This is a genomic window from Stenotrophomonas sp. G4 (assembly GCF_003428825.1).
Taxonomy (GTDB): Bacteria; Pseudomonadota; Gammaproteobacteria; order Xanthomonadales; family Xanthomonadaceae; genus Stenotrophomonas; species Stenotrophomonas indicatrix.
Window position 1 is genome coordinate 2,421,499 of record NZ_CP031741.1, and the last position, 25,115, is coordinate 2,446,613.

At 68.2% G+C, this 25,115-nt stretch carries 15 protein-coding genes and 1 pseudogene; 8 read left to right on the forward strand and 8 right to left on the reverse strand.

The features are described 5' to 3' along the window. The first annotated feature begins 55 nt into the window (after positions 1-55). The 4 genes from D0Y85_RS11295 to D0Y85_RS11310 all read left to right on the forward strand — a co-directional run bounded on the left by D0Y85_RS11295 (position 56) and on the right by D0Y85_RS11310 (position 2,874). Positions 56-922 (forward strand): pirin family protein, encoded by an 867-nt coding sequence (locus tag D0Y85_RS11295; RefSeq protein WP_117310529.1) that lies wholly within the window; start codon positions 56-58, stop codon positions 920-922. 70 nt (positions 923-992) lie between these two features. Beyond that, positions 993-1,673 (forward strand): hydrolase, encoded by a 681-nt coding sequence (locus D0Y85_RS11300; protein ID WP_117310530.1) that lies wholly within the window; start codon positions 993-995, stop codon positions 1,671-1,673. Between the two features lie 80 nt (positions 1,674-1,753). Further along, on the forward strand, positions 1,754-2,395 hold the full coding sequence (locus tag D0Y85_RS11305; RefSeq protein ID WP_117310531.1) for a hydrolase: 642 nt from the start codon (positions 1,754-1,756) through the stop codon (positions 2,393-2,395). Positions 2,396-2,475: 80 nt separating this feature from the next. Next, positions 2,476-2,874, forward strand: coding sequence for an OsmC family protein (locus tag D0Y85_RS11310; protein WP_117310532.1), 399 nt, complete (start codon positions 2,476-2,478; stop codon positions 2,872-2,874). Positions 2,875-2,952: 78 nt separating this feature from the next. Here the strand turns inward: D0Y85_RS11310 and D0Y85_RS11315 are convergent, their stop codons facing one another. From D0Y85_RS11315 to D0Y85_RS11340, 6 genes are all read right to left on the reverse strand, one after another. Next, positions 2,953-3,282 (reverse strand): hypothetical protein, encoded by a 330-nt coding sequence (locus tag D0Y85_RS11315; RefSeq protein WP_117310533.1) that lies wholly within the window; start codon positions 3,280-3,282, stop codon positions 2,953-2,955. Positions 3,283-3,378: 96 nt separating this feature from the next. Further along, the gene (locus D0Y85_RS11320) at positions 3,379-5,118 is read right to left on the reverse strand and encodes a putative porin (protein ID WP_117310534.1); all 1,740 of its coding nucleotides are present in this window, start codon (positions 5,116-5,118) and stop codon (positions 3,379-3,381) included. A gap of 42 nt (positions 5,119-5,160) precedes the next feature. After that, on the reverse strand, positions 5,161-5,859 hold the full coding sequence (locus tag D0Y85_RS11325; RefSeq protein ID WP_117310535.1) for a TonB family protein: 699 nt from the start codon (positions 5,857-5,859) through the stop codon (positions 5,161-5,163). 3 nt (positions 5,860-5,862) lie between these two features. Then, complete coding sequence (locus tag D0Y85_RS11330) at positions 5,863-6,276, reverse strand: biopolymer transporter ExbD (protein WP_025874382.1); 414 nt, start codon at positions 6,274-6,276, stop codon at positions 5,863-5,865. A gap of 10 nt (positions 6,277-6,286) precedes the next feature. Further along, a complete protein-coding gene (locus D0Y85_RS11335; protein WP_117310536.1) occupies positions 6,287-8,071 on the reverse strand; it encodes a MotA/TolQ/ExbB proton channel family protein in 1,785 nt (594 codons plus the stop codon). A gap of 37 nt (positions 8,072-8,108) precedes the next feature. After that, positions 8,109-9,731, reverse strand: a complete 1,623-nt coding sequence (locus tag D0Y85_RS11340) for a ShlB/FhaC/HecB family hemolysin secretion/activation protein (protein ID WP_117310537.1) — start codon at positions 9,729-9,731, stop codon at positions 8,109-8,111. 201 nt (positions 9,732-9,932) lie between these two features. On the opposite strand from D0Y85_RS11340, the gene D0Y85_RS11345 reads away from it, so the two are divergent. Further along, positions 9,933-10,274, forward strand: a complete 342-nt coding sequence (locus D0Y85_RS11345; RefSeq protein ID WP_117310538.1) for a hypothetical protein — start codon at positions 9,933-9,935, stop codon at positions 10,272-10,274. A 7-nt stretch (positions 10,275-10,281) separates the two neighbouring features. Here the strand turns inward: D0Y85_RS11345 and D0Y85_RS11350 are convergent, their stop codons facing one another. Continuing rightward, a complete protein-coding gene (locus D0Y85_RS11350) occupies positions 10,282-10,740 on the reverse strand; it encodes a general secretion pathway protein (RefSeq protein ID WP_117310539.1) in 459 nt (152 codons plus the stop codon). Between the two features lie 116 nt (positions 10,741-10,856). Here D0Y85_RS11350 and gspH point away from each other — a divergent pair, with 116 nt between their 5' ends. From gspH to D0Y85_RS11365, 3 genes are read left to right on the forward strand one after another with little or no spacing between them, the layout of a single operon-like run. Continuing rightward, positions 10,857-11,303, forward strand: a complete 447-nt coding sequence (gene gspH / locus D0Y85_RS11355) for a type II secretion system minor pseudopilin GspH (protein WP_117310540.1) — start codon at positions 10,857-10,859, stop codon at positions 11,301-11,303. Continuing rightward, complete coding sequence (gspI, locus tag D0Y85_RS11360; protein ID WP_117310541.1) at positions 11,300-11,662, forward strand: type II secretion system minor pseudopilin GspI; 363 nt, start codon at positions 11,300-11,302, stop codon at positions 11,660-11,662. Before gspH ends, gspI begins: the two co-directional genes overlap by 4 nt. Then, entirely contained in the window at positions 11,659-12,273 is a 615-nt protein-coding gene (locus D0Y85_RS11365) for a prepilin-type N-terminal cleavage/methylation domain-containing protein (RefSeq protein WP_117311917.1), read from the forward strand. The genes gspI and D0Y85_RS11365 overlap by 4 nt, the downstream gene beginning before the upstream one ends. A 420-nt stretch (positions 12,274-12,693) precedes the next feature. Here D0Y85_RS11365 and D0Y85_RS11370 read toward each other — a convergent pair. Then, positions 12,694-25,082: pseudogene (locus D0Y85_RS11370) on the reverse strand (filamentous haemagglutinin family protein). Positions 25,083-25,115 lie beyond the last annotated feature (33 nt).

The window sequence follows — 25,115 nt, forward strand, 5'->3', positions numbered from 1 at the left end:
GATATCGTCTCCGCAACGAAAAACAGCGACCGGTTGCCCCGGTCAGGAGATCGCCATGAAGCGTGTCACCGGTACCTACAGCGCCCCCCGCCCGCACTGGGTGGGCGACGGCTTCCCCGCCCGCTCGATGTTTTCCTACAACACCCACGGCCAACACCTGAGCCCGTTCCTGCTGCTGGACTACGCCGGGCCGTACAGTTTTCCGCCCAGCGAGACCCCGCGCGGGGTCGGCCAGCATCCGCATCGCGGCTTCGAGACGGTCACCATCGTCTACGAAGGCGAAGTGGCCCATCGCGACTCGACGGGTGCCGGCGGCACCATCGGCCCGGGTGACGTGCAGTGGATGACCGCTGCCTCCGGCATCCTCCATGAGGAATTCCACACGCCGGAATTCAGCAAGCGCGGCGGCACCCTGGACATGGTGCAGCTGTGGGTCAACCTGCCGGCCAAGGACAAGATGGGCGCACCGGGCTACCAGACCCTGCTCGATGCGCAGATTCCTTCAGTGGCCTTGGCCGACGGTGCCGGCCGCGTACGCGTCATCGCCGGGACATTCGATGGCCATGCCGGCCCGGCCCGCACGCATACCCCGATGGACGTGTGGGACATCCGCCTGCTGCAGGGCCAGCACGCCGAGCTGCCGGTGGCCGACGGCCGCACCCTGGCGCTGGTGGTGTTGAAGGGCACGGTGCGGATCAACGGTGGCCAGGCAGTCGGCGAAGCACAGCTGGTGACCTTCGACCGCAGCGGCGAAGACGTGTTCATCGACGCCGACAGCGACGCCACGGTGCTGCTGCTCAGCGGCGAACCGATCGACGAGCCGGTGGTGGGCTATGGCCCGTTCGTGATGAACACCCAGGCCGAGATCAGCAAGGCCGTCAACGATTTCAACGGCGGCCGCTTCGGCCAGATCGCGCACTGATCCACTGCATTGCGGCGGGCAACCGCCCGCCGCATTCCGGGCCTTCGCCCCCCTCCCCAGGAGACTGACCATGAGTACCCCCGCCAACTTCAACGGCGCCCGCCCGGTGATCGACCCGGACAACGCCGCGATGCTGCTGATCGACCACCAGAGTGGCCTGTTCCAGACCATCGGTGACATGCCGTTCACTTCGGTACGCGCGCACGCCACCGCCCTGGCGAAGATGGCCACGCTGGCGAAGATGCCGGTGATCACCACCGCGTCGGTACCGCAGGGACCGAACGGCCCGCTGATCCCGGAGATCCATGACGCCGCACCGCATGCGCAATACGTAGCGCGCCGCGGCGAGATCAACGCCTGGGACAACCCCGAATTCGTCGCCGCGGTGAAGGCCACCGGCCGCAGCCAGCTGATCATTGCCGGCACCATCACCAGCGTCTGCATGGCCTTCCCTTCCATTGCCGCCGTCGCCGACGGCTACCAGGTGTTCGCGGTGGTCGATGCCTCCGGCACCTATTCGAAGATGGCCGAGGAAATCACCCTGGCGCGCGTGGTGCAGGCCGGTGTGGTGCCGATGGATACCGCTGCGGTCGCCTCGGAAATCCAGCGCACCTGGAACCGCGAGGACGCCCAGCAGTGGGCCGCGATCTACACGCAGATCTTCCCCAACTACCAGCTGCTGATCGAGAGCTACCAGAAAGCGCAGGACGTGCAGAAAAACCACGAGCAGCTGGATTCGCAGCGTAACTGAGCCGCTGCATCCGCGGCGATTTCCGACTGCCGGCACGCCGCCGGCACCACCGCAAGCCAACCCCGACCAGGACACCCCCCATGGCCAGTGAACCGATCCGTGACCCCGTCAGCGACCACCTGCTGACCCCGCAGAATTCCGCCTTCATCATCATCGACTACCAGCCGGTACAGGTGAACTCCATCGCCTCGATGGACCGCCAGCTGCTGGTCAACAACATCGTCGGCACTGCCAAGGCGGCGGTCGCCTACGGCCTGCCGATCGTGCATTCGACCGTGAACGTGCAGACCGGCCTGAACAAGCCGCCGATCGCGCAGCTGCGCAGGGTGCTGGGCGACTACCCGACCTACGACCGCACCACCATCAACTCCTGGGAAGATGTCGAGTTCCGCAAGGCGGTGGAGGCCACCGGCCGCAGGAAACTGATCATGACCGCGCTGTGGACCGAAGCCTGCCTGACCTTCCCCGCGCTGGATGCACTGAAGGAAGGCCATGAGGTCTACGTGGTGGTCGATGCAGTAGGCGGCACGTCGCTGGCCGCGCATGATGCCGCGCTGCGCCGCATCGAACAGGCCGGCGGCCAGTTGATCAGCGTGACGCAGCTGTTCTGCGAACTGCAGCGCGACTGGGTACGGGCGGAGACCGTGCCGGCCTTCATGAATCTCTTCATCGAAACCGGTGGCACGGCCGGCATCCAGTTCTCGTACGATCGTACCGAGTGATTCCTTGGCGGCTCCGGCTCCGGCTGGCGCCGCCTTTTCCTGCAACCGAGCATGGCTCGGCCCTACCACCGGGGATTCCCATGGCCTACGCACGCATTGTTTCGACCGCCGACAACTACCTGCACCACATCAGCAACGGCCACTTCGATGTCGCGGCCGATGAACCCGCTTCGCTCGGTGGCCAGGGCAAGGGTTTCGCCCCGTTCGACCTGTACCTGGCCTCGCTGGCCGCGTGTACCGCCATCACCCTGCGCATGTACGCCCAGCGCAAGGGCTGGGAGCTGGGCGAGTTCCACGCCGAGCTGCGTTCCGAACGTGATGCGGATGGACGCTTCCATGTACACCGCGTGCTGCATGCCACCGCCGAGCTGAGTGATGCGCAGTGGCAGCGGTTGCTGGACGTGGTGGAAAAGACCCCGGTGACACTGGTGATGCGCGAAGGTGCACGGATCACCAGCGAGCGCGGGGCTACTGCCTGATCGCCGCGTATGGCCCGGCGCTACCGGAGGAGCCTGGCGCCATCAGGTAACGCCGGGCCATGCCCGGCGGCCCTGGTTTCAACGCCGCGAATGCAGCACGGTGCGCTGGCGCATGGCGTTGAATTCCTGTTCGACCTGCTGGATGTCTTCGATCTGGAAGCCGGCGGCACCGAGCAGCTGATCGGCCGCGGCGGCAGCCAGCGGATCATCCTCGCGCTGGCGCCAGCAGCGTGCCGGCAGGAAATAGCCGACCTCGCTGCGCCCGCGCATGATGACCACCGGCCGCCCTGCATACAGCAGGAATTCGGCCAGATGCTGGCGCAACCCCTCCACCGAGACATAGGCCGGCCCGATGCCCAGTGCCTGCGCGGCGGGCTCGGAACTCTCGAACAGTTTGCGACGGCTCATCCACTCCTCCTTTGTGCAACGCGTGGTCTCCTTTCCTAGACGGGCGCATTGCCGCGCCCCCGCCACACGTGTCGTGACTGTGGTCACGCTGTCCGATCAGAAACCGGTATTGAACTCCAGCTGGAACACGTCGATCGACAACGGCGGGCCCGACACTTCCTTGGCCGCCATCCACTTGCCGCTGATCCAGCTGCGCGCGTCCAGCGCATAGGCGCCGCCGACGTAGTAACCGCGCGCATTGGTGCCGCCCAGGTGGAAGTTCGGATCGTTGTAGGCATCGGGCAGTGCATCGGCCTCGATCCGCTTGTAGCCCAGCAGGGCCTGCCACTGGCCCTTCTCCTTCAGCTCGGTGGCGCCGAAGGTGGCTTGCAGCATCCAGGCGGTGTCGCCGCTGCGGAAGGTGTCGATGCTGGCACTGCCACCGGCACCGTAGTTGTTGACGATGCCGTTGTTGGCCCGCGCGAACATGGCCTGCTTGTCATAGGCCAGGTTGCGGATGTAGTCCGCATCCAGGCGCATGCCGATCTCCTGCGCCAGCTGTGCATCCCAGCGCAGGTTGAAGGTCGCCAGGCGGAAGGCGGAAGCCAGGCCCACATACTGCGGCGTGGGCGTGTTGGCCGGATCCAACGGGTTGCGGGCGATGTCGCGGATCAGCATCAGGGTGTTGCCCTTCTGCATGAACGCCGGCCGCGACCAGTCGGTATCGCAACCGACCGCGCCGGCGTACAGCGCGCATGGAGACGACAGGTGACCACTGATGTTCTTGAAATCGTAGTAGCCCAGCGCCGCACGCAGGCTGTTGTCATCGTTGAAGCGCCAGCTCACCCCCACCTGCGCACCGGACAGCCACTTGTTCTCGTTGGGCGTCTTCACCCGGCTCTGGCTGGGCGCGCTGTCGGAGGTGTACTCCAACGGCACCACCGCCAGGTTGCCGAACAGGCCAACGTCCTCGGCGAGGTCGTAGCTGAGATTGGCCGCCAGGCCGTCGAAGTTCAGGTCGTTGGAGAACAGCGTGTCACTGGTCCAGAACGGATTGCCGAAGCGTCCGCCGCGCACCGTCACCCAGTCGGCCGGGCTGTAGGCCAGCCATGCCTGGTCCAGCCACACGTCCTTCTTGCCCAGGCCACCGCCAAGCTGTTCGGTGGTGGACACCGGCCCGTTGCTGCTGCCGCTGGCCAGGCGCACGCCTGCGGTGGTGTGCTGGCCGATCGTCGCTTCGATGCCCAGCCGTGCGCGGATGCGCCACAGATTGCGGCGATCCTGGCGGGTGTTGAGCAGCGGCGGCAGCTGCAGGTTGGTGTTGTTGTTGGTATCGAAGCCGTTGCCGGCGTTCACCGAGGCCCAGTTGGTCTCGATGTCGCTGTTGCGCTCGGAGTAGAAGCGCGATTCGCTGCGCACACGCATGTCACCGCTGACCTTGATGCGCTTGGTCCACTCGGCCACCTCGTTCGGCGCGGCCCAGCCCTCGGCTTTGGCCTGCACCATCACGTCCTGGCGTACCTCATCACGGATGCCATCGCGCACGCTCTGCGGCACGTACGGCACACGCACATCACCGGCTTCCAGCGCCACGCCGCCGCTGCTGGCTGTGCTGACCGCGGTGCCGCGTTGCGCAGCCGCCGCTTCTGCTTCGGCCTGCACCAGCAGGGCCTGGCCGTCTTCGGGCTTGAGCGCGCCGCTGGCGATCAGCCCCTTGATCAACTTGACCATGGTGGTTTCGGCAGCCATCGCACCGGCCGGCGCGGCCAGGCTGAGCAGTACGGCGCAGCACAGCAACGCCCGTCGGGCCGGCCGTGGGCGGCGGGATGCGGTTCGAGCGCGGTCGTGGTCGTTCATCACGGTTCTCATCGGAAGAAGGGAAATCACGGAAGTCATCGGTCACGCGCCGGGACGGCGCCCCTGGATCAGCACGCGCGCGGGAAAATCCAGCGACGCCGGTGGAATCTGGTCGACCTTGCCGATCTGTCGCAGTGCTTCAAGCACGGCCACGTCGGCCTCTTCGTTGCCGCTGCCGCGCACCAGCTCGACCTTCTCCAGCCGGCCATCGGGCGCCAGCCAGACATTCACCTGCAGCTGGAACGCCAGGCGCTTGACCCGCGCATCGCGCGAAATCGCTTGCTGCATCAGATAGCCCAGGTAGCGGCCATAGCTCGCGTTGCCGGCACCACCGCGGCCGACGCCGGACGAACCACCGCCGCTGCCCGACTGGATGCCGAAGTTGTCACCACCGGCCTGTGCATCGGCGTCCATGGTCACCGGGTCGGCGTTGTCCGGCGTCGGCGTCGGTTCTTCGGCCGGCGTTGGCTGCTCCAGCGGTTCCGGCTCGGTCACGGTCTCTTCCGGCGGCGTCTCCGGCTCAGGCGGCTTTTCCGGCGGTGGTGGTGGTGGTGGCGGCGGTGGCAACGCCAGCATGGGCGGTTGCGCCACCGGCCGGCGGGTGCTGGCGGTGTCCTTGAACAGCAGCCACCACACGGCAACACCCAGTACCAGCAGCGCCGCCAGCACCAGCGCGATCGTCACCAGCAACTGGCGTCCGCGCGTACCGGGCTCCTGCAGGGGTGGTCGATGACCGGCCATGCCTCAGCCCTGCGCCTTGCCGGTGACCAGGCCGACCTGGGCCAGCTCCAGCCGGCGCAGCAGATCCAGCACCTCGACCACGCGCGCGTACTGCACCTGCGCATCACCGCGCACGATCACCGGGAAATCCGGCGAGGTTGCCCGTTCGGTACGCAGGCGGTCCTCCAGCTCGGTCATCGTCACCGGGTAGGCATCCAGGAACACCTGGCCACTGGGGTCGATGGTGATCGCCTTGGTCTTGGGCTTCTCCAGTGCGGTGCTGTTGCTGGCCTTCGGCAGATTGACCTCGATGCCGGGAATGGAGGCGTTGCTGGTCAGGATGAAGATCACCAGCACCACCAGCAGCACGTCGACGAAGGGCGTCACGTTGATGCCCTTCTCGCGCTTCTTGATGCCGAACTTCGCCTTGTAGCCCATGGCCGGCCCCTCAGCCCTGGACCACGGCCGGGCCGCGCCCGTCCTGCTCTTCGGCCAGGCGGGCGGCGAACTCGTCGATGAACACCGCCATGTCGGCGCCGATCGCTTCGGCGCGTGCCCCCAGCCAGTTGTAGCCGAACAGCGCAGGAATCGCGACGCCCAGGCCGGCGGCGGTACACAGCAGCGCTGCCGCCATGCCCGGGGCCACCGAGTTGATGTCCACCGCACCGGCCATCGCCGCCACCACGAACACCAGCATGATGCCGATCACGGTGCCGAACAGACCGACATACGGTGCGCCCTCGATGGTGGTCGACAGCCAGTTCATGCGCCTCGCCATCGCTTCCTGTTCGCGCACCATCACCGCATCCATCGACGCGCGGATGGCGGCGATGGTGGCCGCACTCAGGTAGCCGGAGTTGCCATCGCGCTGATGACGCTGCTGCATCTCATCGATGGCCACCTGGTAGATGCGCCACAGCGAGCCGTCGTGCATCGCCGTCGGCACCTTGCCCTGCCGGTCCATCTCGGACAACGTGCGCAGCGGCACGCCGGAGAGCTTGCTGAAGCTCTCGGTGAATACCGCATTGGCCTTGCTGGTGCGGCCGAAATGACGGCTCTTGGCGATCATGATCGCCCAGGACAACAGCATCATCAGGCCGAGGATGGCGACCACCACCCAGGCGTCGAACGGCATCGCCTTGAGGATGAAGGCGAAGTGGCTCTGCCCGGCCGACTGCTCGTCGGCGCCGTAGCTGATCAGGCGCGAATCGGCGCCCTGCGCGGTGGCATCGGCCAGCAGCAGCGCCGCCGGGCGTGCTACGCGGGAGATGCGCAGTTCATCCAGCGCGCCATCGAAGTTGGCCAGCGGTTGCGCCGCACCCGGCGCATCGGCCCCCACCACCGCTGCGGTGGTCAGTGCCGGCACCTCACCACTGAGCTGGGCCACCACGCGACCGTTCAGATACAGCTGCAGCGACCCCTTCTCGGCGGTAAGCGCAACATGCGCCCACTGCCCTTCCGGAATCGGCTGCGCCGGCGTGCTGCGTTGACCGTTGAGCTGCACGAACGGCACCCGGTTGTCGATCCCCACCACCAGCTCGGCGCTGCCGTCGCGGCGCGCATAGATCGCCTGCGCGGTGGTCAGCGCGCCAGGTTTGATCCAGGCAGAAACGGTAAGCGGCGCACCCGCTTCCTGTGCCAGCGAAGCACTGGCCGGCAGCGGCAGTGGACCAGCGCCCAGCTGCACGCCACGCCCGATCACCGTGCTTTCCGCCGCAGGCACTACCGCACCGGCCGTGTTGCCGTAGGCCGTGGTATCACGCGCCGGCGCATTGGCTTCGGCAAAGTGGTAGACCAGCGTGTAGTCCGGATCGAACACCTGCTGGCCATTGCCGCTGGCCGGTGCCTTCGCATTGCCGTAGTACATCCAGATCGTCTGCGGCGCGCTGGCGGTCAGTGCCGGAACGTCCACCCAGACCAGGGCCAGGCCCAGGTTCGGGTCGAACTGCTCGATCTGATGGGCCAGCACGGTGCGACCGTCGGCAGAAACGAAACGCAGGTCGTTGCCACCCTCCTGGATGCCATCAAAACCGAAGTTGCCGGTATGCAGGCGCAGCAGCAGCGGCGTACGCCCGGGGGTGCCGGCCAACCCCTCGCCCTGTGGGCCGGCGTCGACGGTGATCGGCTTGCGGTACTTCCATTCGGCCTGCGACCAGTTGGCATCGGCCGCGGCCGCGGGCAGCGCGATCAGCGCAGCCAACAGCAGCAACATTCGGGAAAGCAGACGGTCCATGCAAAAGGTCTCCGGAGAACGCATCTCAAGGGAAGGGTCAGTAGCTGGTGCTGATGTTGAAATGCAGGCGCGGGTCGTCCTTGCGCGTGACCGGGCCATCGGCGTAGGGCCAGGCGTAGTCCAGGCGCACCTGCAGGTGTTCGCCCAGGCGCAGCTGCGCGCCCAGCCCGACCGACGCCAGGTTGTACTTGTCGCGCTGTTCCGGCAGCGGCTGACGCAGGCGCAGGTAGGCCGCGTCGGCGAAGCTGTACAGCCGCAGGTCGGTACCGCTCCACAGCGACCACGCCGGGGTGCGCCATTCCAGGTTGGCCAGGCCACCGTAGTCGCCGATCGCTTCGGCCGACAGGTAGCCGCGTACGGTGTACATGCCGCCGGCGGCGAACTGTTCGGCCGAGACCAGCGGCGCATCGGTCGCCTGCAGCGAGCCACGCGCATACCACTGCCACTCGTTGCCGAAGATGTGCGTGTTGGAGACATCGGCCTTGAACGCCACGAAACTCGGATCGGCCCAGTAGCGCTTCTGACCGAAATCGGTGGCGTTGCTGCCGTAACCGAACAGACGCCGGGTTCCCGCCACCAGCTGCGTGTTGATGCTCAGCTGATCGTGCTCGCCCTGGCGCACGCCGACGAAGGCCAGCGTGACCGGTGCGTACTTCAAGGGCGTCTTCAGGCTGTCCTTGCCCATCTGCGTGTCTTCTTCGGTGTCCTTGAAGTCCACGCCGAGGCTGAGCTGGCGCCACCAAGCGCTGCTGCCCGGCAGGCGGTAGTTGAGCTTGAGACCAATGGAATAACCGTTGCCGATCACGTTGGTGCCGGTGCCCGCGCCTGCGCCGCCTTGCCCTCCGGCATTGAGTACGCGGCTGTCGGACGTGTAGCCCGATGCTTCCAGGCTCCACGGCGTGCCCTCGAAGGGGACCGTGTAGGACGCGGAGAACACCTTGGCCTGGTCGGTGTCTTCCGGCGCGATGAACACGCCGATGCTCGCGCTGTGGCCGCGCCGCCACAGGTTGTCGTGGGCCAGCGAGGCACTCAGGCGCAGCTTCTCGGTATCGGCGCTGTGGTCGTTGTTGAGCGCCGCACTGGCACGCCAGGGCGACTTCTCTTCCACCCGCAGGTCCACATCCATGGTGCCCGGCACCTGGCCTTCGCGCACCAATGGCATCACCTGGCGGCGGCCCCCTTCGTTCAGCGCCGTCAGTTCCCTCTGTGCCTGGTCGAAATCGGGCACGCGCCCTTCAGCCAACGACGGCACCCGCTCGCGGATGCGCTCGGGTGAGTCATGGCGGGCACCGACCACGCGCAGCTGGCCAATGGGCGTCTGCTGCACCCTCAGCAGCACCACGCCCGCGTTTACCTGCTGCTCGGGCAGCTCCACATAGACCGATTGGTAGCCGGCCTGCTGGTACAGCGCGTTGACTGCATCGCGCGCCTTCTCGACATCGGCGAGCGTTTTGCCGGGGCCAAGGAATGGTTCGACCGCGCGTTCGATCTGGCGCGCATCGAGCACGGTGTTGCCGCGCACGATGTACTCGTTGATGTTCACCGTGGGCGCTGGCGCGGTGTCCTGCGCGAACGCTGGAGACGGCAGCGACGCCAGGGCCAGCAGCAAGGGATGCAGGCGCAGCGGAAGGCGAACGGCACGGCACGGAACGGGAGTCATCGAAGGCATCGCGTCGTATCGAAGGGAATGGCCAGGGAGCGGCGCGTGGGTCTACCAACAGGACGTGCAGGCCGCGTCAAAACCGCCAACAGTTTTGTGACACCTCTGTCATCTGTGGACGATGCCGAAGCACGCGCGGGCGGATACTTCGCCTGGCACACGTCTTCATTGCAAAGCGCTTGCTGCCCCGGGAGATTCAGGATGCACGCCACTCTGCTTACGCCAAGCCGCCCCGCCCTCTGCCTGACGTTGGTTCTGGCTCTGGCTTCGCCCTGGGCGCGGGCCGACCAGGCTGCCAAACAGGCAGATGCAGCGCCATGCATCGAAGTACAGGTCAATGGCGAGCGCATTCCCGCCTGGGACTGCCTGCAACGCAAGCTGGCGCCGGCAGCAGGCACGGCCACCCGCCCCAGCCTTTCCGAGGCCGAACGCCTGATGCGCAAGCCCGGCAACCAATTGCTGCAGTACAACCTGGAAGGCACGCGGCAACGCATGGGCGATGCGTTCGGGCGTTCGGTGGTGCCACAGCGCCTAGCGCACTGAGCCGTGTTCAGTGCCGCCCCACGGCGGCGGGAACGATGCCATCGGTAGGCATGGGCGGCAGTTCGGGCACGGGCAGCGAGCGCGGCTGTCCTGCCTGTTGCAGTTCAACCGCGTTCGCGCTGATTGCTGCCAGTACCGTGGATGGGCCGAGACGCTGGCCCGGTGCATAGGCCTGGGCAGGCGCCCCATCTACCGACAGCAGTGCCAACGGTGCCTGCTGCCCAGCCATTACACCCAGCACGGTCACGTCGGTCTGCACCGCACCGGGCGAGAGCAGCCGCACCAGCGGTACGCTCGCCCCGTCGTCGAACGCCGGGGCAGCGGGTACGGCGACCGGCACCGGGGCGGCGGCGACGCGAGCCGGCGCCATGAACAGGGCCATGCTCCAGTATCCCGCCACGGTCAGCAGCAGCACGGCCGCCAGCAGGGTCAACGTGCGATTGCGATCCCAACGCCTGCCGTCCATGTTCCGCACCTTCGCCAGGTTCCTGTGCGGCCACGCTAGCAGCTGACGCTGACGCTTTTGTTTCATCATCCGCGCCTACGCTGGCAGGTATCGGCAAGGACGGGAGGCGATGTCCGATGCAACGCAGGCCACGCGGTTTCACGCTGATCGAACTGATGGTGGTGCTGGTCATCATCGGCATCTGCACGGCCGGTATCGGCCTCGGTCTGGGTAGCCTGTTCGACCCTGCGCGGCAGCTACGGCAGGAATCGGAGCGGCTGGCGCAGCGCCTTCAGGTCGCTCGCGATGAAGCACGCATCGATGGTCGGCCGATCCGCTGGCAGGCCACTGCGGAGGGTTACCGTTTCAGCCGCCGCGACAGCCAGGGCTGGGTCGAGCTGCGGCGCGACGACCTGCTGCGGCCCCAGCAGTGGCAGACCCGTGGCATCACCGTGCAACCCACGGCTGCCATCGAGCTGAGCCCCGAATGGATTGGTGTGCCGTGGGAGCTGGCGTTGTCGCTGGACGGTCGTCGACTGCGTCTTCGTGATGATGGCAGTGGACAATTGCAGGTGCTGCAGTGAAGCGGACGCAACACGGATTCACGCTGATCGAGGTGCTGATCGCATTGGCCATCGTGGCCGTCGCATTGGCGGCGGTGATGCGCTCGGTGGCGGTGGCGACCGATGACCAGTCGCGCCTGCGGGACCGTCGGCTGGCCCTGTTGTGCGCGCAGGACCGCTGGCAGGAGCTGCGTCTGTCCGCACAGCCACCCCGCGATGCTCGCCTGCTGTGCCTGCAGGGGCGCACCCGCTTCCTGGTGCAGCAGCACCTGGGCACTGGCACCGACGGACAACCACAGCTGGAGTTGAGCGTGGTGGCCGAAGATGCGCCGAAACAATCGCTGGCGCGCCTGCAGCTGCCGTGGACGGCGGCGCCATGAAACGCGCGGCGGGTGGCTTCACCCTGATCGAGGTGATGATCGCCATCACCATCATGGGCGTGCTGGCGGTGATCTGCTGGCGCGCCCTGGACAGCGTGGCCAACACTGACCAGCGCCTGCGCCAGGCCGATGCCGAGACCAGCACGGCGATACAGGTACTGCAGCAGTTCCAGCGCGATATCGAGATGCGCGCTGACGATGCGCTGATGAACGGCGCGGTGCGACCGGCCGATCAACCCGCGCGGCTGCTGCCGCCGTCGTTGACCAGTGAGCGTCACCCCGATGGTGGCTTCACGCTGGAGATCACCCGCAGCGTCGGCAGTGATGGGCTGCAGTGGCAGCGCGTTCGCTGGTGGCGGCAGGGCAGCACGTTGTGGCGCGCCAGCGGTACGCCGTCGGATCGCTATCCGCTGCCGGCGCCCGAGCCGACCCGCGGGCTGCTGGTGGCGCGTGATGTGCAGCGCGTCGAGGTGCGGGCGTGGCAGCCGGGGGTGGGTTGGGCGATGCTGCCAGGCCAGGGGGAGGTTTTGCCGGCGACCGGTCTGGAGTTGCGGTTGGGATTGCGTGATGCGCGCGGGCCGTTGAGTTACCGGCGGGTGCTGGCGCTCTGAGGGGCATTCACGCATGGCGTGGATCTACCGCCGGGCCTGCTTCTGCTGCCAAGCCTGCTCTGGTGGGTGCCGACCGTTGGTCGGCACTGAAGCTGACCCAGCCATCCACGCATGGCGTGGATCTACTGAGAGGCATCCACGCGTGGCGTGGATCTACTGGACGACATTCACGCATGGCGTGGATCTACTGAGATGCGTCCACGCATGCCGTGGATCTATGGCCCGCCTGCCGCCGGGCGCTGTCCCGCGCCCGGCGGCGCCGTGTAGGTGGTCCTCACCGCTGATGGCTGCTCCCTGCCCTCGGTGCCGTCCTGGCTGGGGCCGCCACCGCTCCCTGGCAGCTGGCCCGATCCTGTGTGCTGCGCCCCGTGGGTGCGGACCTTGGTCCGCACCGTCCCTGCATCCACGCATGCCGTGGATCTACTGCACCTGCTGCTTGCCCGCGTCTGCGCGCGCCTGCGGAAACTGGAAGGCGCTGTTGACGTCGTAGCCCGTGGCGGCGGCCGTGTTTCCGCGCGTTGGTGGATCGATGCTGCTGCTGGCACTGCCGAAGCCCAGGATCTGCACGCTGATCACCGACGGCTGGTTGCGCCGCGCATCGTCCTGGCTCTTGCGCATCACGTCCTGTGCGGCCTGGCTGGCGCTGTTGGCCGCAGCGCTTGCCGACGCCAGCGCGTTGACGTTCACCGATGCCAGTACCGGCAGGCCCTTGCTGTCGCCCTGCACTTGGATATTGGCGGCGTTGAGCACCTGCAATGCCGCCAGGTTGATGTTGCCTGACACGCGGATACCCGCCTCGCCTGCATCAATGGTGCCCAGCGGCGCGATCAGGTCGACATCGCCCGGCGCCACTTCGGCGATCGGGTTCAGCGTTGCGATGCCGGCGCCGCTGGCCGGTGCCTGCGGCGACAGGATCACGTTGCCCCAGGTGTCATAGACCCGGCGCGGCGGGGTGTACAGCAGCGTGGTCTGCGAACCACGACCGGCATTGATGTCACCTTGCTCCGACCACGCCAGGATGTCACCGCCAAAGGTGGTCATCACCCGCGACAGGCCCAGCAGCACGCTGTCCTGGCTGAACAGACGGATGTCACCCTGCCCCTGGGTGACCAGGCCCGCACTTGCGGGAGGCACCACGCCCTGCACGCCGACCACGATCTGTCCGCCCGGTGCCATCAGTTCGATGTTGCCACCCGCTTCGGTGCGCACGCCGGAACTGCCGTACATCACGATATCGCCAGTGCGGTTGATGGTTGCGCCAGTCCCATCCTTGTCCGGCATCAGCGTGGCGATCGCCTCGCGCCCGCGCAGGTAGGAGCCGAAGCGTGGCCCTTCCGCATCGGTGTACTCACGTCCACCTTCGCGCAGCTCGGCGTAATAGATCTGGCGCAGGAAGATGCGCTGCTGCTCCTTCGGCAATGCGTCGAACACGGCCAGCGCCTCGGCGCCATCGGCAGCCAGAGCGAAGCGCTGCTGCAGCCACTGCTTCAGTTCCTTGTCATAGATCTTCACCGCCTTGCCGGGCTGCGATGCAAGCGATTGCGCGGAATCGGCAAGGTTGACTGGGTCCAGATAGCGGGCACGCAGGGCTGCGAAATCGATCTCCTGGTTGCCGGCCGTCAGCGCGATGCTGGCGCCGGGCCGGGTGTCACCCTGCACGATACCGCCGAGGCTGACGATGCTGCCCGCATCCTCCTGGCGCAGCTGGCGGCCGGCACTGATCTCGGTGTTGCCGGGGCCGGCGATGGTCGCGTCCAGATGCACGATGTCGCGGCCCGCCGCCGCCACCGTGATGTCGGTGGGCGCGGTGTTCAACGCGGTCATCGACACCCCGAGGATATCCCGGCCTGCCCGCAGTTGCACGGCGCCGGCGGCCTCGAACCAGTTCAGCTGCGTGCGCTGCCCCCCGTTGGGATTCAGCGTGCGCCGGGCGCCGGTGGCCAGACCGATGATGTCGCCCTGCACCGCGTAGAAACGGCTCGGCGCCAGGGCCGCAGACACGGTGGACAGCGGAGTATTCGGACCGAACGCGAACAGCGGAAGCGACGCGTCCGGCGATGCAATGTTGCCGTCGACCGACAGGTTGTGCCGCGAGCGGGTCACATTGCCGCTGGAATCCCGCTGCTCGGCCATGAATGCCGGATCGAAGGGTCCCGGCAGGCGCGCGTCGCTGGCGGAGCGCGCGATCTGGGTCGCACCACGCTGGGCGAAGACGCCGCCACCGGCCAGGACGTCCAGCCGTCCTGTCGCCGAGGGTGCCAGCAGGATCACATCCTGCGTCCCCAGCGTGGCGCTGATCCGGTCCAGCTTGATGTCGCCCTGCGCAGCAACGGCACTGAAGCGCGAAGGATAGAGCCAGTAATTCAGCAGATCATCGCCACCGCGCACAACAAGCTGGACCTGTTCGCGCCACAGATTGCTGCCCGTCACGTTTTCCGGCCCGGCGAGGCCCGGCGCGAGGTCACCACCGGCACTGAACAGATCCACGGCCGTGTTGGCGGTCCACAGGGAGAACCACGTGCTGCCTGCAGCGCGCGCGCCATCATCCTGCAACACCGCGCTGTAGTTGGCCAGCGGAACCCGGCCAGCATCGGCGACGCCGCCGAGCACCACATCGCCCCGTGCCTGCAGCTGCGCGGCGGCGTCGCCCAGCACCAGCACCGGCCCGCCCATCGCGCGGGCGGCGTCGGGCGCAAACAGGTCTGCCGCGCGCTGCTGACCCAGCGTCGCGTAGCTTTCCAGGGTGACGCCCATTGCACCGATGCGCCCCGCGTCGAGCTGCAGGCTGCCGCGCAGATTGCTGAAGGTACCGTTGAGGTCGAGATTCTGTCCCGCCCTGGAGGCATTGAGGCTGGAGAACGTCGCCCGCAGATTCGGATTCAGTGCGCCACCGATACGCAGTTGCAGGTCGCCGCCGCCGGTCAGGTGCAGCTGGCCATCGCTGACCCGGCCGGTCGATCCCACCGCCGCGATGATCGCACCCGAGCGCGGTGCGATCATCGAGCCCAGCGCATCACCTATCGCATCGCGCACGCCGGCGTCACGCCCGGCCTCCAGCGTCAGGTTGCCGCCACCCAATGTACCGAAGCCGGTGAAGCCGACCATCCGCGGAGAGGCGCCAGCGGCAGCGGACACGTTGGTGTAGGCGCCAAAGTTCACCCACCAGCTGGTCGGCACCGGCTCCACGCCGGTGGTGCTGCCGGTTCCCTGCCGCCACAGCCAATTGCCGACCGCGGCGCTGGAGTACAGCGCCCAGTCGCGCTCGCTGGTGCCCGACTCTGCGCGCCCGGTCCAGACGTCACCGACGATATCGCGCCCGGCTTCGACGCGCAGGTTGCCGCCATGATCGGGATACCAGGCCTGGTAGCCGGCCAACGCGGCATCATAGCTGCCCGGCACCAGGTTCGGACCCAGCAGTGCCGTGTTCCTGGGGGCTGCTGCGCGGGGCGAATTGAAGGCAGCGTCGCGGCCCTCGCCCAGCGTGGTGGGAGTGCCCGCCGTGTATACACCGAAGCCGGACTTCATCACGACATCATTGGCAGCGAGCAGTTCCAGGTCACCCTTGCCGGTGCGCAGCACGCTCCAGGCCGGCGTGCCCGCGCGCTTGCCGTAGGTGGTCACTTCGGTCTGCGTGCCACCGCCGGCGCAGTAGGTGGGTGCGGTGCTGCAGAACTCGTCTTCGGTCATGCCGAACATCGCCGCGAAGTCCTTCGCAGGGGTGCCCACGTAGGACTCGTCGCCCCAGTAGTCCAGCGAGCCCTGTGCGGCCACCTGGCGGGGTGCCGGGCCGCAGTAGTCGGCCGACATCGCGCAGAACTCGTCTTCGGTGAAGCCGAACATGTCGGCCAGCTCCGCGATCGGACGGCCCGCATAGGAGGTGTCGCCGATCCAGTCCAGCGATGCCTGCTCGGTCAACGCGCGATCGCCCACCCAGATGATTTCGGTCTTGACCGTACCGATCGAGCCCTGGTGGGTATCGGCCAGCACCACGCTGCCTTCGCTGCCCCAGCGTCGGCTGCGTGGATCGGCGGCACCGGCATCGGCACCGGCAACAACGGTCAGGTCCCAGGAGGTGGTGCCCTCGGCCAGCATCGGCGCCAGCGCCCAGTTGCGTCCCTGGTTGCCGTTGGCGTCGGCCGGCCGCAGATTCACCGGCGCGTCGCCGGCCAGCTCCACCTTGGTCAACGATGGGATGTACGCGCCCACCTTGAGCTCGACTTCCCGCGCCAGCCGCAGCGCAACCGGCAGCACCGCGCCGGCGGGCCACTCCTGTGCCGCCATCTGGACCGCGCTGCGCAGGCGGAAGCCGGCGCCCAGCCGCGCACCGGCCGCCAGCACCAGCGGCTCCTGCAGCACGGTGCCCGCCGCCAGCGTCTGCCCGGCGTCGGTGGTCACCGCCGCACCCAGCACCGTGCCCGCGGGCAGGCTCAGGGTCTGCGAGATCACCATCGGCGCGGGCAGCACGGTGCCGACCGGAAGCGTTGCCGATTCGACCGGCACGTCATAGTTCAGGCGGGTGCCGGCCTGGAACTCGGTGCCCGGCTGCAGCTTCACCCCGTCCACCGGCACCACCAGGCCGCCACCGAAGGGGGTGTGCCCCGCGCTGCCATTGCGACCCTCATACAGCTGCCAACCGCCCTCGTCCGGCGTGGACGGCGGCGGTGCGAAACCATCGTTGATGCTGCCATAGACGTTGATGTTGCCTTCGGCGCGCAGCACCAGCGAGGCCGACTCGCCGAAGCCACGCCGCGATGGATCGGCGCGGTTGGCATCGGGCCCGTAACGGTAGCCGGACAGATCGATGTCGCCGGCAATGGTCAGGTCGCCCTCCGGGTTGGCGTCGCTGCGACGCGCCACCACCTGTACGCCGGGACGAAGGCGGACATCGCCCAGCGCGGCCGTGCGCTGCTGCAGGTCCGGATTGGCCAGCGCGCCATCGATCCAGGCCACGCTGTGCGGATCGACCACCTGGTCCAGCCACTGCTGGGTGACCAGCTGCGAGCGGTTGCCGCGCACATCAGCAGTGGTGGCCAGGGGCGCATCGTCGTAGCGGCGGACACCATTGAGCTGGATGTTGGCCGCACCGTCGATGCGCAGGCCGTTGGCTGCGGCAATCGCCGCGTCGTTGCTGCCCAGCCGCGGCACATCGATCTTCAGCGTGCCGCGCGGCGTGCCATCGTTCTGGCCTTGACCATCACCGACGGCAACGTCGCTGCCGGTACGCAGGTCCAGCTGCGCCGCGCTGCCCAGGCCGACGGCACCTTCGGCGCTGCCCAGCGTGATCGTAGCCCGGTTGGGACTGTCGATGATCTTGCCATGGCTGTCCACGCGCAGGCCGGTGCCGTGCGCGTCCAGCGTGCCGTCCACCTGCAGCTGATCGCGGGCATACAGGCGGATGCTGCCGACCTGCTCGCCGCTGGCATCGATGCGGCCAGCCACGGTCAGGCTGCCCGCATCGACACTGATGTCGACCCGGCGCGCCTTCACTTCGTCGCCGATCCGCAGATCGCCTTCACCGATCCGGAAGCTGCGACCGCCGACGACGCCGCCGGCGGTCAATCGCTGGTTGAGGCCGGTGAAGTCCTGCAGCTGGCGTGCCCGCACCACCAGTTCGCCACCGTCGTAGGGCACCAGCGTGCCACCGGCATCGTAGCGACCACTGGCGGCACCCTGCAGAACACCGGCCAGATCGGCTTGACCGGCCATTGCGGTGACCGTCAGGCGCCCGCCGCGGTTGTTGCGGGCGGAAACATCGATGCGTGAGGCAGCATCGGCGCGGATGTCACCCGTGTAGGTGGACAGCAGGACATCGCCGCCCCAGCTGAACTTGTCCACGTCGTACAGCGAGACCTTGCGCCCGGCCAGATCCAGCGCGGCCCGGCTGCCAAGCGTGATGCCCTCGCGTGCGTTCGCCGACAGCCGTCCGGACGCCAGCGCGATCGTGCTGTCCAGCGTGATCCGGTTGGCGTCGATGCTCAGCTCACTGCCCAGTGCATCGCCACCCGCCTTGCCGACGCCCCCCTGCAGGCGGAAGTCGCCGCCGGTGTGCACGCGCAGCTGCGCGGAGGGATCGGCGGTCAACAGCGGTGTATCGATACCCAGGCTGCCTCCGCTGTACTGCCAGCCCTTGTCGGCCAGATAGTGGCCGCGCTGCTGGAACACGTCCAGCGTGCCCTGCGCGGAGAACGACAGCTGCTCGGAAGCACTCAGGTTCAGCGCACTGAATCCGAGTACCTGCCGGTTCGCAGGTACTTCAGAGCTGGGACGGCTGAATGGCGCCCGCCCCAGCTGCAGCTGACGGGTGAAGATGTCCAGCTGCCCGGCGCCGAGCCGGTCCACCATCGGATCGGCCGGCGGCACCGACGCGTCGCTGCCCGGCGCCTGGCTCGCCGCCAATGAGCCGTCCCAGACCAGCGTGTCCACCAGGATGCGCGCACGGTCGGTCGCCGCACCGTAGCCGCGGATGGCCTGCGCACCGAGGACAAGCGTCTGCAGGCCACTGCGGCCGGTGGCACTGTCGCGCGCGTCCAGCTCGACGTTGCCGAACACGTTGACAGAATCCCGCGCGACCAGGCTCAGCGTGTCCAGCGCCGGCGCGCCGGAGGCATCATTGCCGCGCAGAAGTTGCTGCAGCACGGACTGGTTCATGGTCATGCCACTGGGCAGCGCCTCTGCCGCAGCGGCCTGGGCGATCGCTTCGGCACTGCCGAGGTTCAGCGCCGCCATGCTCAGGCCCAGCTGGCGGGTGCCATAGCTGGCCGAGTCGCGCATCTGCAGCGTGCCATCGGTCGCTACCGCGATGCTGCCATCGGAAACCAGCAGCGTCTGGCCATCGCACGCCGTCTGGCACCCCCCGATGTCGATCGCTACCGGGCCGGCTTCCACGCCGGTGGTACCGGTGATCAGGTTCAGACGCTGGTTGGACACCGCCAGCAGGCCGCCGGAGACCTGGTAAGGCAGGGTCGCGCTGGCATTCGCGTTGGCGGATGCGAAGGGCAGTGTATCGAGGGTCGCACCGGCCTCGACCAGGACGCCGCTGCCACCGGAGGCCGCTGCCACCAGCACTTCCGGTGCGTTCAAGGTGACGCCGGAACGGATCGCCACGCTGCGCGCCTGGCCGGTCACCGCCACCTGCGAGGCCTCCTGGTTGAACTGCCCGCCGATCATCATCCGCGCCGGCAGGAAGGCATTGAGCGCGTCGTCGCTGAAGGTGGCACCGCGATCATGCGCCTGCGATTGCGCGCCGCCATCAACGATCTCCAGCGAACCGATCGCCGGGCTGGCCAACGTGGCTGACAACGTGCCGCCGCGCCCCTTGTCGGCGGCGGCGCCGAACCGCGCGGTGCCGGCGAAGCGGATGGCAGGCGTTGCTGCACGACCTGCGCCTTCACCCAGCGCAAGGGTCAACCCGAGCGCATCGATGGTCTGCCAGCCACGCGACTCGCCCCGTCGGTCGGCCACCGATTGCGCGAAGCTGTTGTAGGAAGTTTCGTTGTAGCCCGAGTGCCGGCGTACCACTGCGGCGGGGGTCAGCAGGATGTCGGTGAGCAACGGCGAGATTGCCGCGCCGAGCGCCGTTCGCTGCTGCCCGGACACACGCCAGGTGCCGGTGCCGGTCGCGATGGGTTGCACGATGCCCGAGGTGCCGGTGGCGCCCAGCTCCACCCGGAATGCACCGGGCTGCAGCGCATAGCTGGCCGGCATCAGCGTGTAGGTGCCTGCCGCCAGGCCAGGCACGCCCGCCGGCACGGTGATCTGCTGGCCCACCGCCGGTGTGGCGAATCCTTCCTCGCCGCTGGGGGCGAACGTCCCGGCGCGTCCCGGCACGATCGCGTACACCGGGTTGCCCGACGCACTGAATTCATAGCGCGGATTGGCGTCGGCCAACGCCGCGCGCAGCACGTCTACAGAGCCACTGCGCCCCGACACGAAGGCCGCACCAGTCAACTCACCACCGCCGGACATGTCCAGCAGTGCCCCCGGCGCCACCTCGATCTCGTTCGCCTTCAGGGTCACCCCCATCGAGGAGATGCCGGCCGGCGTCAGCGAACTCACGCTGCGCGTGCCGACCCGCCAGTCAACACCATCGACGGTGCCACCGTAGGGCAGCGACAGGCCGGCACCGCTGGTGGAGGTAACGCTCCCCGGCAGCAGTTCCACCCGGCTGCCGACGGTTCCGTTCTGGATCAGGCCGCCCAGCTGCAGCGAGCCCATCGGCGCCTGCACATTACCGCCCTGCTGCACTGTGGCGGCCACCAGGCGAAGCCTGCCCAGCGCCGATTCCGGCACCGGCTGCGTGCCTCCACCGATGCCGTGGATGCGCAGCACGGCGCCCGGATCGGCCCAGTTATCAGCGCTATCCACGGTCTGCGCCGAAGCGCCGGCCACCAGCGTGCCGACCGCCCCCGTGGTGGGGTACAGGCGGGCAGCGGTCACGTCCATCGAACCGGCCGTGATCAACGCGCTGGTGTTGCCACTGCTGGCAATGCCGTTGGTCAGGCGCACATCACTGCGGCTTTCCAGCGCCACGTGTTCGAACCCGGGCAGCCAGGTGACGTCGCGGATGTCGATCAGCTCGGCCTGCACCGCCAGCGCACGCTGGTCCGGCGCTGCCGAGGCACCTTCGGCCGTGACCAGCAGGTTCTCGCCCGGTATCTGGCGCCAGCGTGCCTGCGCCAGGCGGACGTAGGGCGCACCCAGTCGCAGCCCCGAGGACGGCCCGGCATCCACGGCCATGCCCAGGCTCGAAGTACCCTGGCCGTGGATGCGCAGGCTCTGGGCCAGGCGCAGGTCGACATCGCCGACCGCGCGGATGTCACCGAACACCGACAGGTTGTCGAAGCCGCCGGCCTGCAGCTGCTCGACCGACAACGCCGCGTGGCCATACTCCAATGCGGCCGGCAGTGGCTGCGCCGGTGCGTTGTGCTGGCTGAGGCTGATCGCACGCGCCCGCAGTACCTCCTCGCTGGCGCCACGTGCGTGAATGCTGCCGCCAAAGGCCAGGCCAAGCGTGCCACCGCGTGCGCCGGCACCACCGGCGGCCGCGTCCATCCCGCCGTCCAGGTACAGCGCATTGGCCGAGCGCAGCACGATCTGCCCGCCGTCGCTGTCCACGCGCACACGGCCCTGACCGTCGATGTCCAGTTCGGCCGACGCGCCCCGCGCCTGCAGGCGCGCACCGCGTTCGACCACCACGAAGGCTTCCGGTGGTCGATTGTCGACGAATGCTGTGGTCTCCCAGTCCAGCGCCCCGCCAATCTCGATGCGTCCACCCGCGCGCACCTGCCCGCGCAGGTGGCCGCCGGCATCGGGCAGCGAAATCACGTCTGCATCGGCATCCAGCAGCGCGCCTTCGGCGAAACGCCAGGTGCGTTCGGTGCGCTGCCCGGCGTACAGAGCGTTTTCCGGTCGCACATCGTCGATCAGGATGCGGCCGCCCTTGGCGCGCAGCGTGCCTTCAACATCGATGTTGCCTGCCCCAAGCAGCGAGATCGTCTGCCCTGGATCGACCGCCACCAGCGCATCCGTGCCGACCCGCAGGTCACCGCCCACGCTGTTGCGGTCCGAACGCAGGCTGATGCTCGCGCCCGCGCGCTGGCTGACGCGCCCACTCGACGGATCGGCGCTGTACAGCGGCGCATCCCACGCCGCCAGTGCGGACGCCCGATCGGTTGCCATCCGCGCGCCCTGGGTCAAGCGCAGGCCCGGCAGGACCGCGACCAGCCGGGCGCCATCGGCCACCTCCACGCCCTGGTGGCCATTGATGTCGTACTGCGCAAAGCCACTGCCGAACAGGCCGGGGTCCAGTCGCAGCGACGTGCCCGCCGGGTCCGGATCGCCCACCCGAACGTGGCCACCGGTTCCCAGCGAGAAGGAACCACTGCCCTGTCCTCGGCCACTGAACCGGCTCCCCTCGCCCAGCTGCACCCGGCCACTGCCGTCGGTCGCAACCGTGCTGCTGTTCGCCTGCAGGCTGACGCCACCCCCTTTGCCGATGCGGCCCTTGCCGCGCAGGTCCAACGCGGCGCCGGCCTCGACGTCAACCGTTGCCTCGGCGCCCACGACCACGTCATGACTGTTGCTCAGGCTCAGGCGGCCGCCATCCGTCCAGGCACCGCTGGCGTCGAGCGGCATCTCCAGTGACTCATTGCTCCATTCACCGGAGAGATCGATCCGCGTGCCGTCGGCAATGGCGGTGCGGGCGCGGCCATCGTGCAGCAGCGCCGTCGGCCGGCCCTGGACATCCAGCAGGTTGCCCGCCGACAGCTGGCCGCCGGCAATGCCGATGTCGCCTGCCAATTCCACCTCGCTGCCGGTCAGGTTGAGCTGTCCGCCTGCCTGCAGCCGAAGGCTGCCGTCGACGCGGATGCCATCGGCGGTCGCCAGGTCGATCCGTCCCCACTGCTGGGCACTCAGCGCTGCGATATCCAGCCACACCGTGTCACGCCGCTCCTCGTCGACCGGCGCCAGCAGCGACCACGCCGCCTTCGTCGGAGCCTTGTCATCCAGCCGCACCTCCGAGCCGAACACACCGCTGCGGCCCTGGCCGTCGTAGCGCCCCAGGTACAGCTGCGCATTACGCGCGGCCGCCGTCTGCGCCTGCGCATAACCCTCCAGCGCGGAATCCGGCCTGCGGTTCTGCTGCGCGCCCTGGAAGGCGGCAGTCTCAACCTGCCCATCCAGCACCGCGGTCGGTGCGGAGACGATCAGGCGGCCTGCGTCGCGGCCGACCGTATACCCGTTATCGACACGCTGCGCCGCGAATACGATCGGATCACGGAAGGTCTCGGTGACGCCCCAGCGCTCCTGCTTCACTTCATGGCCGCTGTACAGCCCATCGAACAGCATCTCCGCCGGCGCATCATCAAGGCGGTAGACCTGGCCATCGACGCCGCGCACCCAGCTCTGCCGGATCACGCCGCTCTGCACATCCAGACTGCCACCGGCAAGGTTGATGCGTGAGCCGCCATGCGTGACCACTTCCCTGCCGCCCAGCAGGACAGTGCCTCCCTGCGCGGCCCATTCGCCGATCGAGTGCCCTGGTTGTCGAGGTATCCGCCCACTTCCAGCAGGCCACCCGCCGCGTACCAGCGCTCCCCCTCGTAGCCCCCGGGACCGGCCGGAACGTGGACCAGCCTGCGGCGGTCGATCCAGACCTCGCTGCTGGTCAGCTTGCCGCTATCGCGGTTGTCCAGGGCATCGCGCAGTTCGTTGCCCTGCACCTTGACCTGGACATTGTTGCTCTCCATCGACACCTGTACGCCCACTGCGCCGGACACGTCCAAGCGTGCCGCGTCGTCTACGTAGCTGCGGGCTGCCGCATCGGCGATGATCTGGCCGCCCGTGGCAACCGTCAGCGAATCCGCACTGAAATGGATGTTGCCACCGGAGACGATCTCCACCCGCGACTGGTCCCGGCGATCATTGTGCTGGGACAGATTGTCGAAGGTTGCCGAGCGCGCACCGGCGCGGATCGCGTCCTGCTCCGCCGATTCCTTGATGAGGCTGTCGCGCTGCGTATCAAGCACCTTGGCCTTGCCGTCGTCCTCGATCAGCACCGCCGTAGTGGCTCCATCGGCAAGCGTGACGCTGCTGCCGGCATCACTGGCCGAAGCCAGAAGATGCACGGTGCCGCGCTGTGCAAGCGTGGTGCTGGCCACGGCCACGCCGGCCTGCTCGACGCTGCGCCCGGCCAGGGTCACGTCACCCTCGCGGGCGCGCAGCAGGCCGGTGTTGCGCACGCTGCCAGCCGTGCTGCCAGCGATGAAGCGCGGCGCGGTTTCATTGCCGCGGGTGGTGGAGCTGGTATTGGTCGCCGTACCCACGCCGCGCCGGATCACGAAACTGTCGCCGGCAGCGAGCTGCACCTGCCCTTGGCGCGCCTCGATCTGGCCGGCGTTCTCCACGCTGTGCCCGGCCAGCAGCACGTAGCCACCGCCGCGCGTCGCACTGGTCGGCTCATGGGTCGCGATGCGGGCGCCCTGCTCCACCATCACCTTGCCGAACGCATCGCTGAGCGCGCTGCTGCTGGCGTCGGGGCTGTACAGGCCGTTGTCGCGGAACTGCGCATCGCTGATCCGTGTTGCGGCCGCCAGCAGGTTGCGTACATTGACCTGGCTGTTGTTACCGAACACCACCCCGTTGCGGTTGGCCACGAACACCGTGCCGTTGGCGTTGAGCTGCCCCAGGATCTGGCTGGGCCGCGCAGCCGGGTCATTGACCCGGTTCAACACGGCCCAGTCCGGGTTCTGCAGGAAGTTCAGCGTGGTGTTGCCGCCGATGTTGAAGGTCTCCCAGTTCAGGATCGCCTTGTCCGCAGTCTGCTCGACCGTGACCTGTACCCGCCCGTCGCTGCCCTGCGACTGGATCGCCTCGCGCGCATTGAGCCAGCCACGGGTCAGCGGATTCTGGTCGACGCTCAGGCCATCCTTGCCGAGGCCATCGGCAACGATGAAGCCAGCCTCGCGGCGCGCCTGCCGCGCCTGCTCCTGCAGGCGCTGCTGCAGCGTGATCGCCTGCGCCGCGGTGCCGAGATTGTCGATCGACTGCTGCAGCTTCTGCCGTGCTGCGTCCTGCTGCTGGGCCGGCAACTGGAACTGGATCGGCACGCCGTTGGGCATGCGGCCACTCTGTGCCGCGCTGCCCTGGGCCGCGCCGCGGTCGGCGAACCAGCCCGGGCTGAAGGCCTGCTGCGCCTGGCTGGCCGGGGCCACCATGCTGCCCAGGGCGACCGCGATGGCCCACGCCATCGGATGATTGCGGCGCATCGACGCGGCCGGATGAACAGCGGACGGGAGCGGGTGCGACATCGGAACCTCATCAACCTGGTGGGCCGCGGCTGC

What these genes read in the sequence shown, in the direction of transcription:
- D0Y85_RS11315 (WP_117310533.1), bottom strand. Translation starts at nt 3,282, where the DNA reads ATGAGCCGTCGCAAACTGTTCGAGAGTTCCGAGCCCGCCGCGCAGGCA.
- D0Y85_RS11305 (WP_117310531.1), top strand. Translation starts at nt 1,754, where the DNA reads ATGGCCAGTGAACCGATCCGTGACCCCGTCAGCGACCACCTGCTGACC.
- D0Y85_RS11330 (WP_025874382.1), bottom strand. Translation starts at nt 6,276, where the DNA reads ATGGGCTACAAGGCGAAGTTCGGCATCAAGAAGCGCGAGAAGGGCATC.
- D0Y85_RS11335 (WP_117310536.1), bottom strand. Translation starts at nt 8,071, where the DNA reads ATGGACCGTCTGCTTTCCCGAATGTTGCTGCTGTTGGCTGCGCTGATC.
- D0Y85_RS11320 (WP_117310534.1), bottom strand. Translation starts at nt 5,118, where the DNA reads ATGAACGACCACGACCGCGCTCGAACCGCATCCCGCCGCCCACGGCCG.
- D0Y85_RS11340 (WP_117310537.1), bottom strand. Translation starts at nt 9,731, where the DNA reads ATGACTCCCGTTCCGTGCCGTGCCGTTCGCCTTCCGCTGCGCCTGCAT.
- D0Y85_RS11295 (WP_117310529.1), top strand. Translation starts at nt 56, where the DNA reads ATGAAGCGTGTCACCGGTACCTACAGCGCCCCCCGCCCGCACTGGGTG.
- D0Y85_RS11345 (WP_117310538.1), top strand. Translation starts at nt 9,933, where the DNA reads ATGCACGCCACTCTGCTTACGCCAAGCCGCCCCGCCCTCTGCCTGACG.
- D0Y85_RS11310 (WP_117310532.1), top strand. Translation starts at nt 2,476, where the DNA reads ATGGCCTACGCACGCATTGTTTCGACCGCCGACAACTACCTGCACCAC.
- D0Y85_RS11365 (WP_117311917.1), top strand. Translation starts at nt 11,659, where the DNA reads ATGAAACGCGCGGCGGGTGGCTTCACCCTGATCGAGGTGATGATCGCC.
- gspH (WP_117310540.1), top strand. Translation starts at nt 10,857, where the DNA reads ATGCAACGCAGGCCACGCGGTTTCACGCTGATCGAACTGATGGTGGTG.
- D0Y85_RS11350 (WP_117310539.1), bottom strand. Translation starts at nt 10,740, where the DNA reads ATGGACGGCAGGCGTTGGGATCGCAATCGCACGTTGACCCTGCTGGCG.
- D0Y85_RS11325 (WP_117310535.1), bottom strand. Translation starts at nt 5,859, where the DNA reads ATGGCCGGTCATCGACCACCCCTGCAGGAGCCCGGTACGCGCGGACGC.
- D0Y85_RS11300 (WP_117310530.1), top strand. Translation starts at nt 993, where the DNA reads ATGAGTACCCCCGCCAACTTCAACGGCGCCCGCCCGGTGATCGACCCG.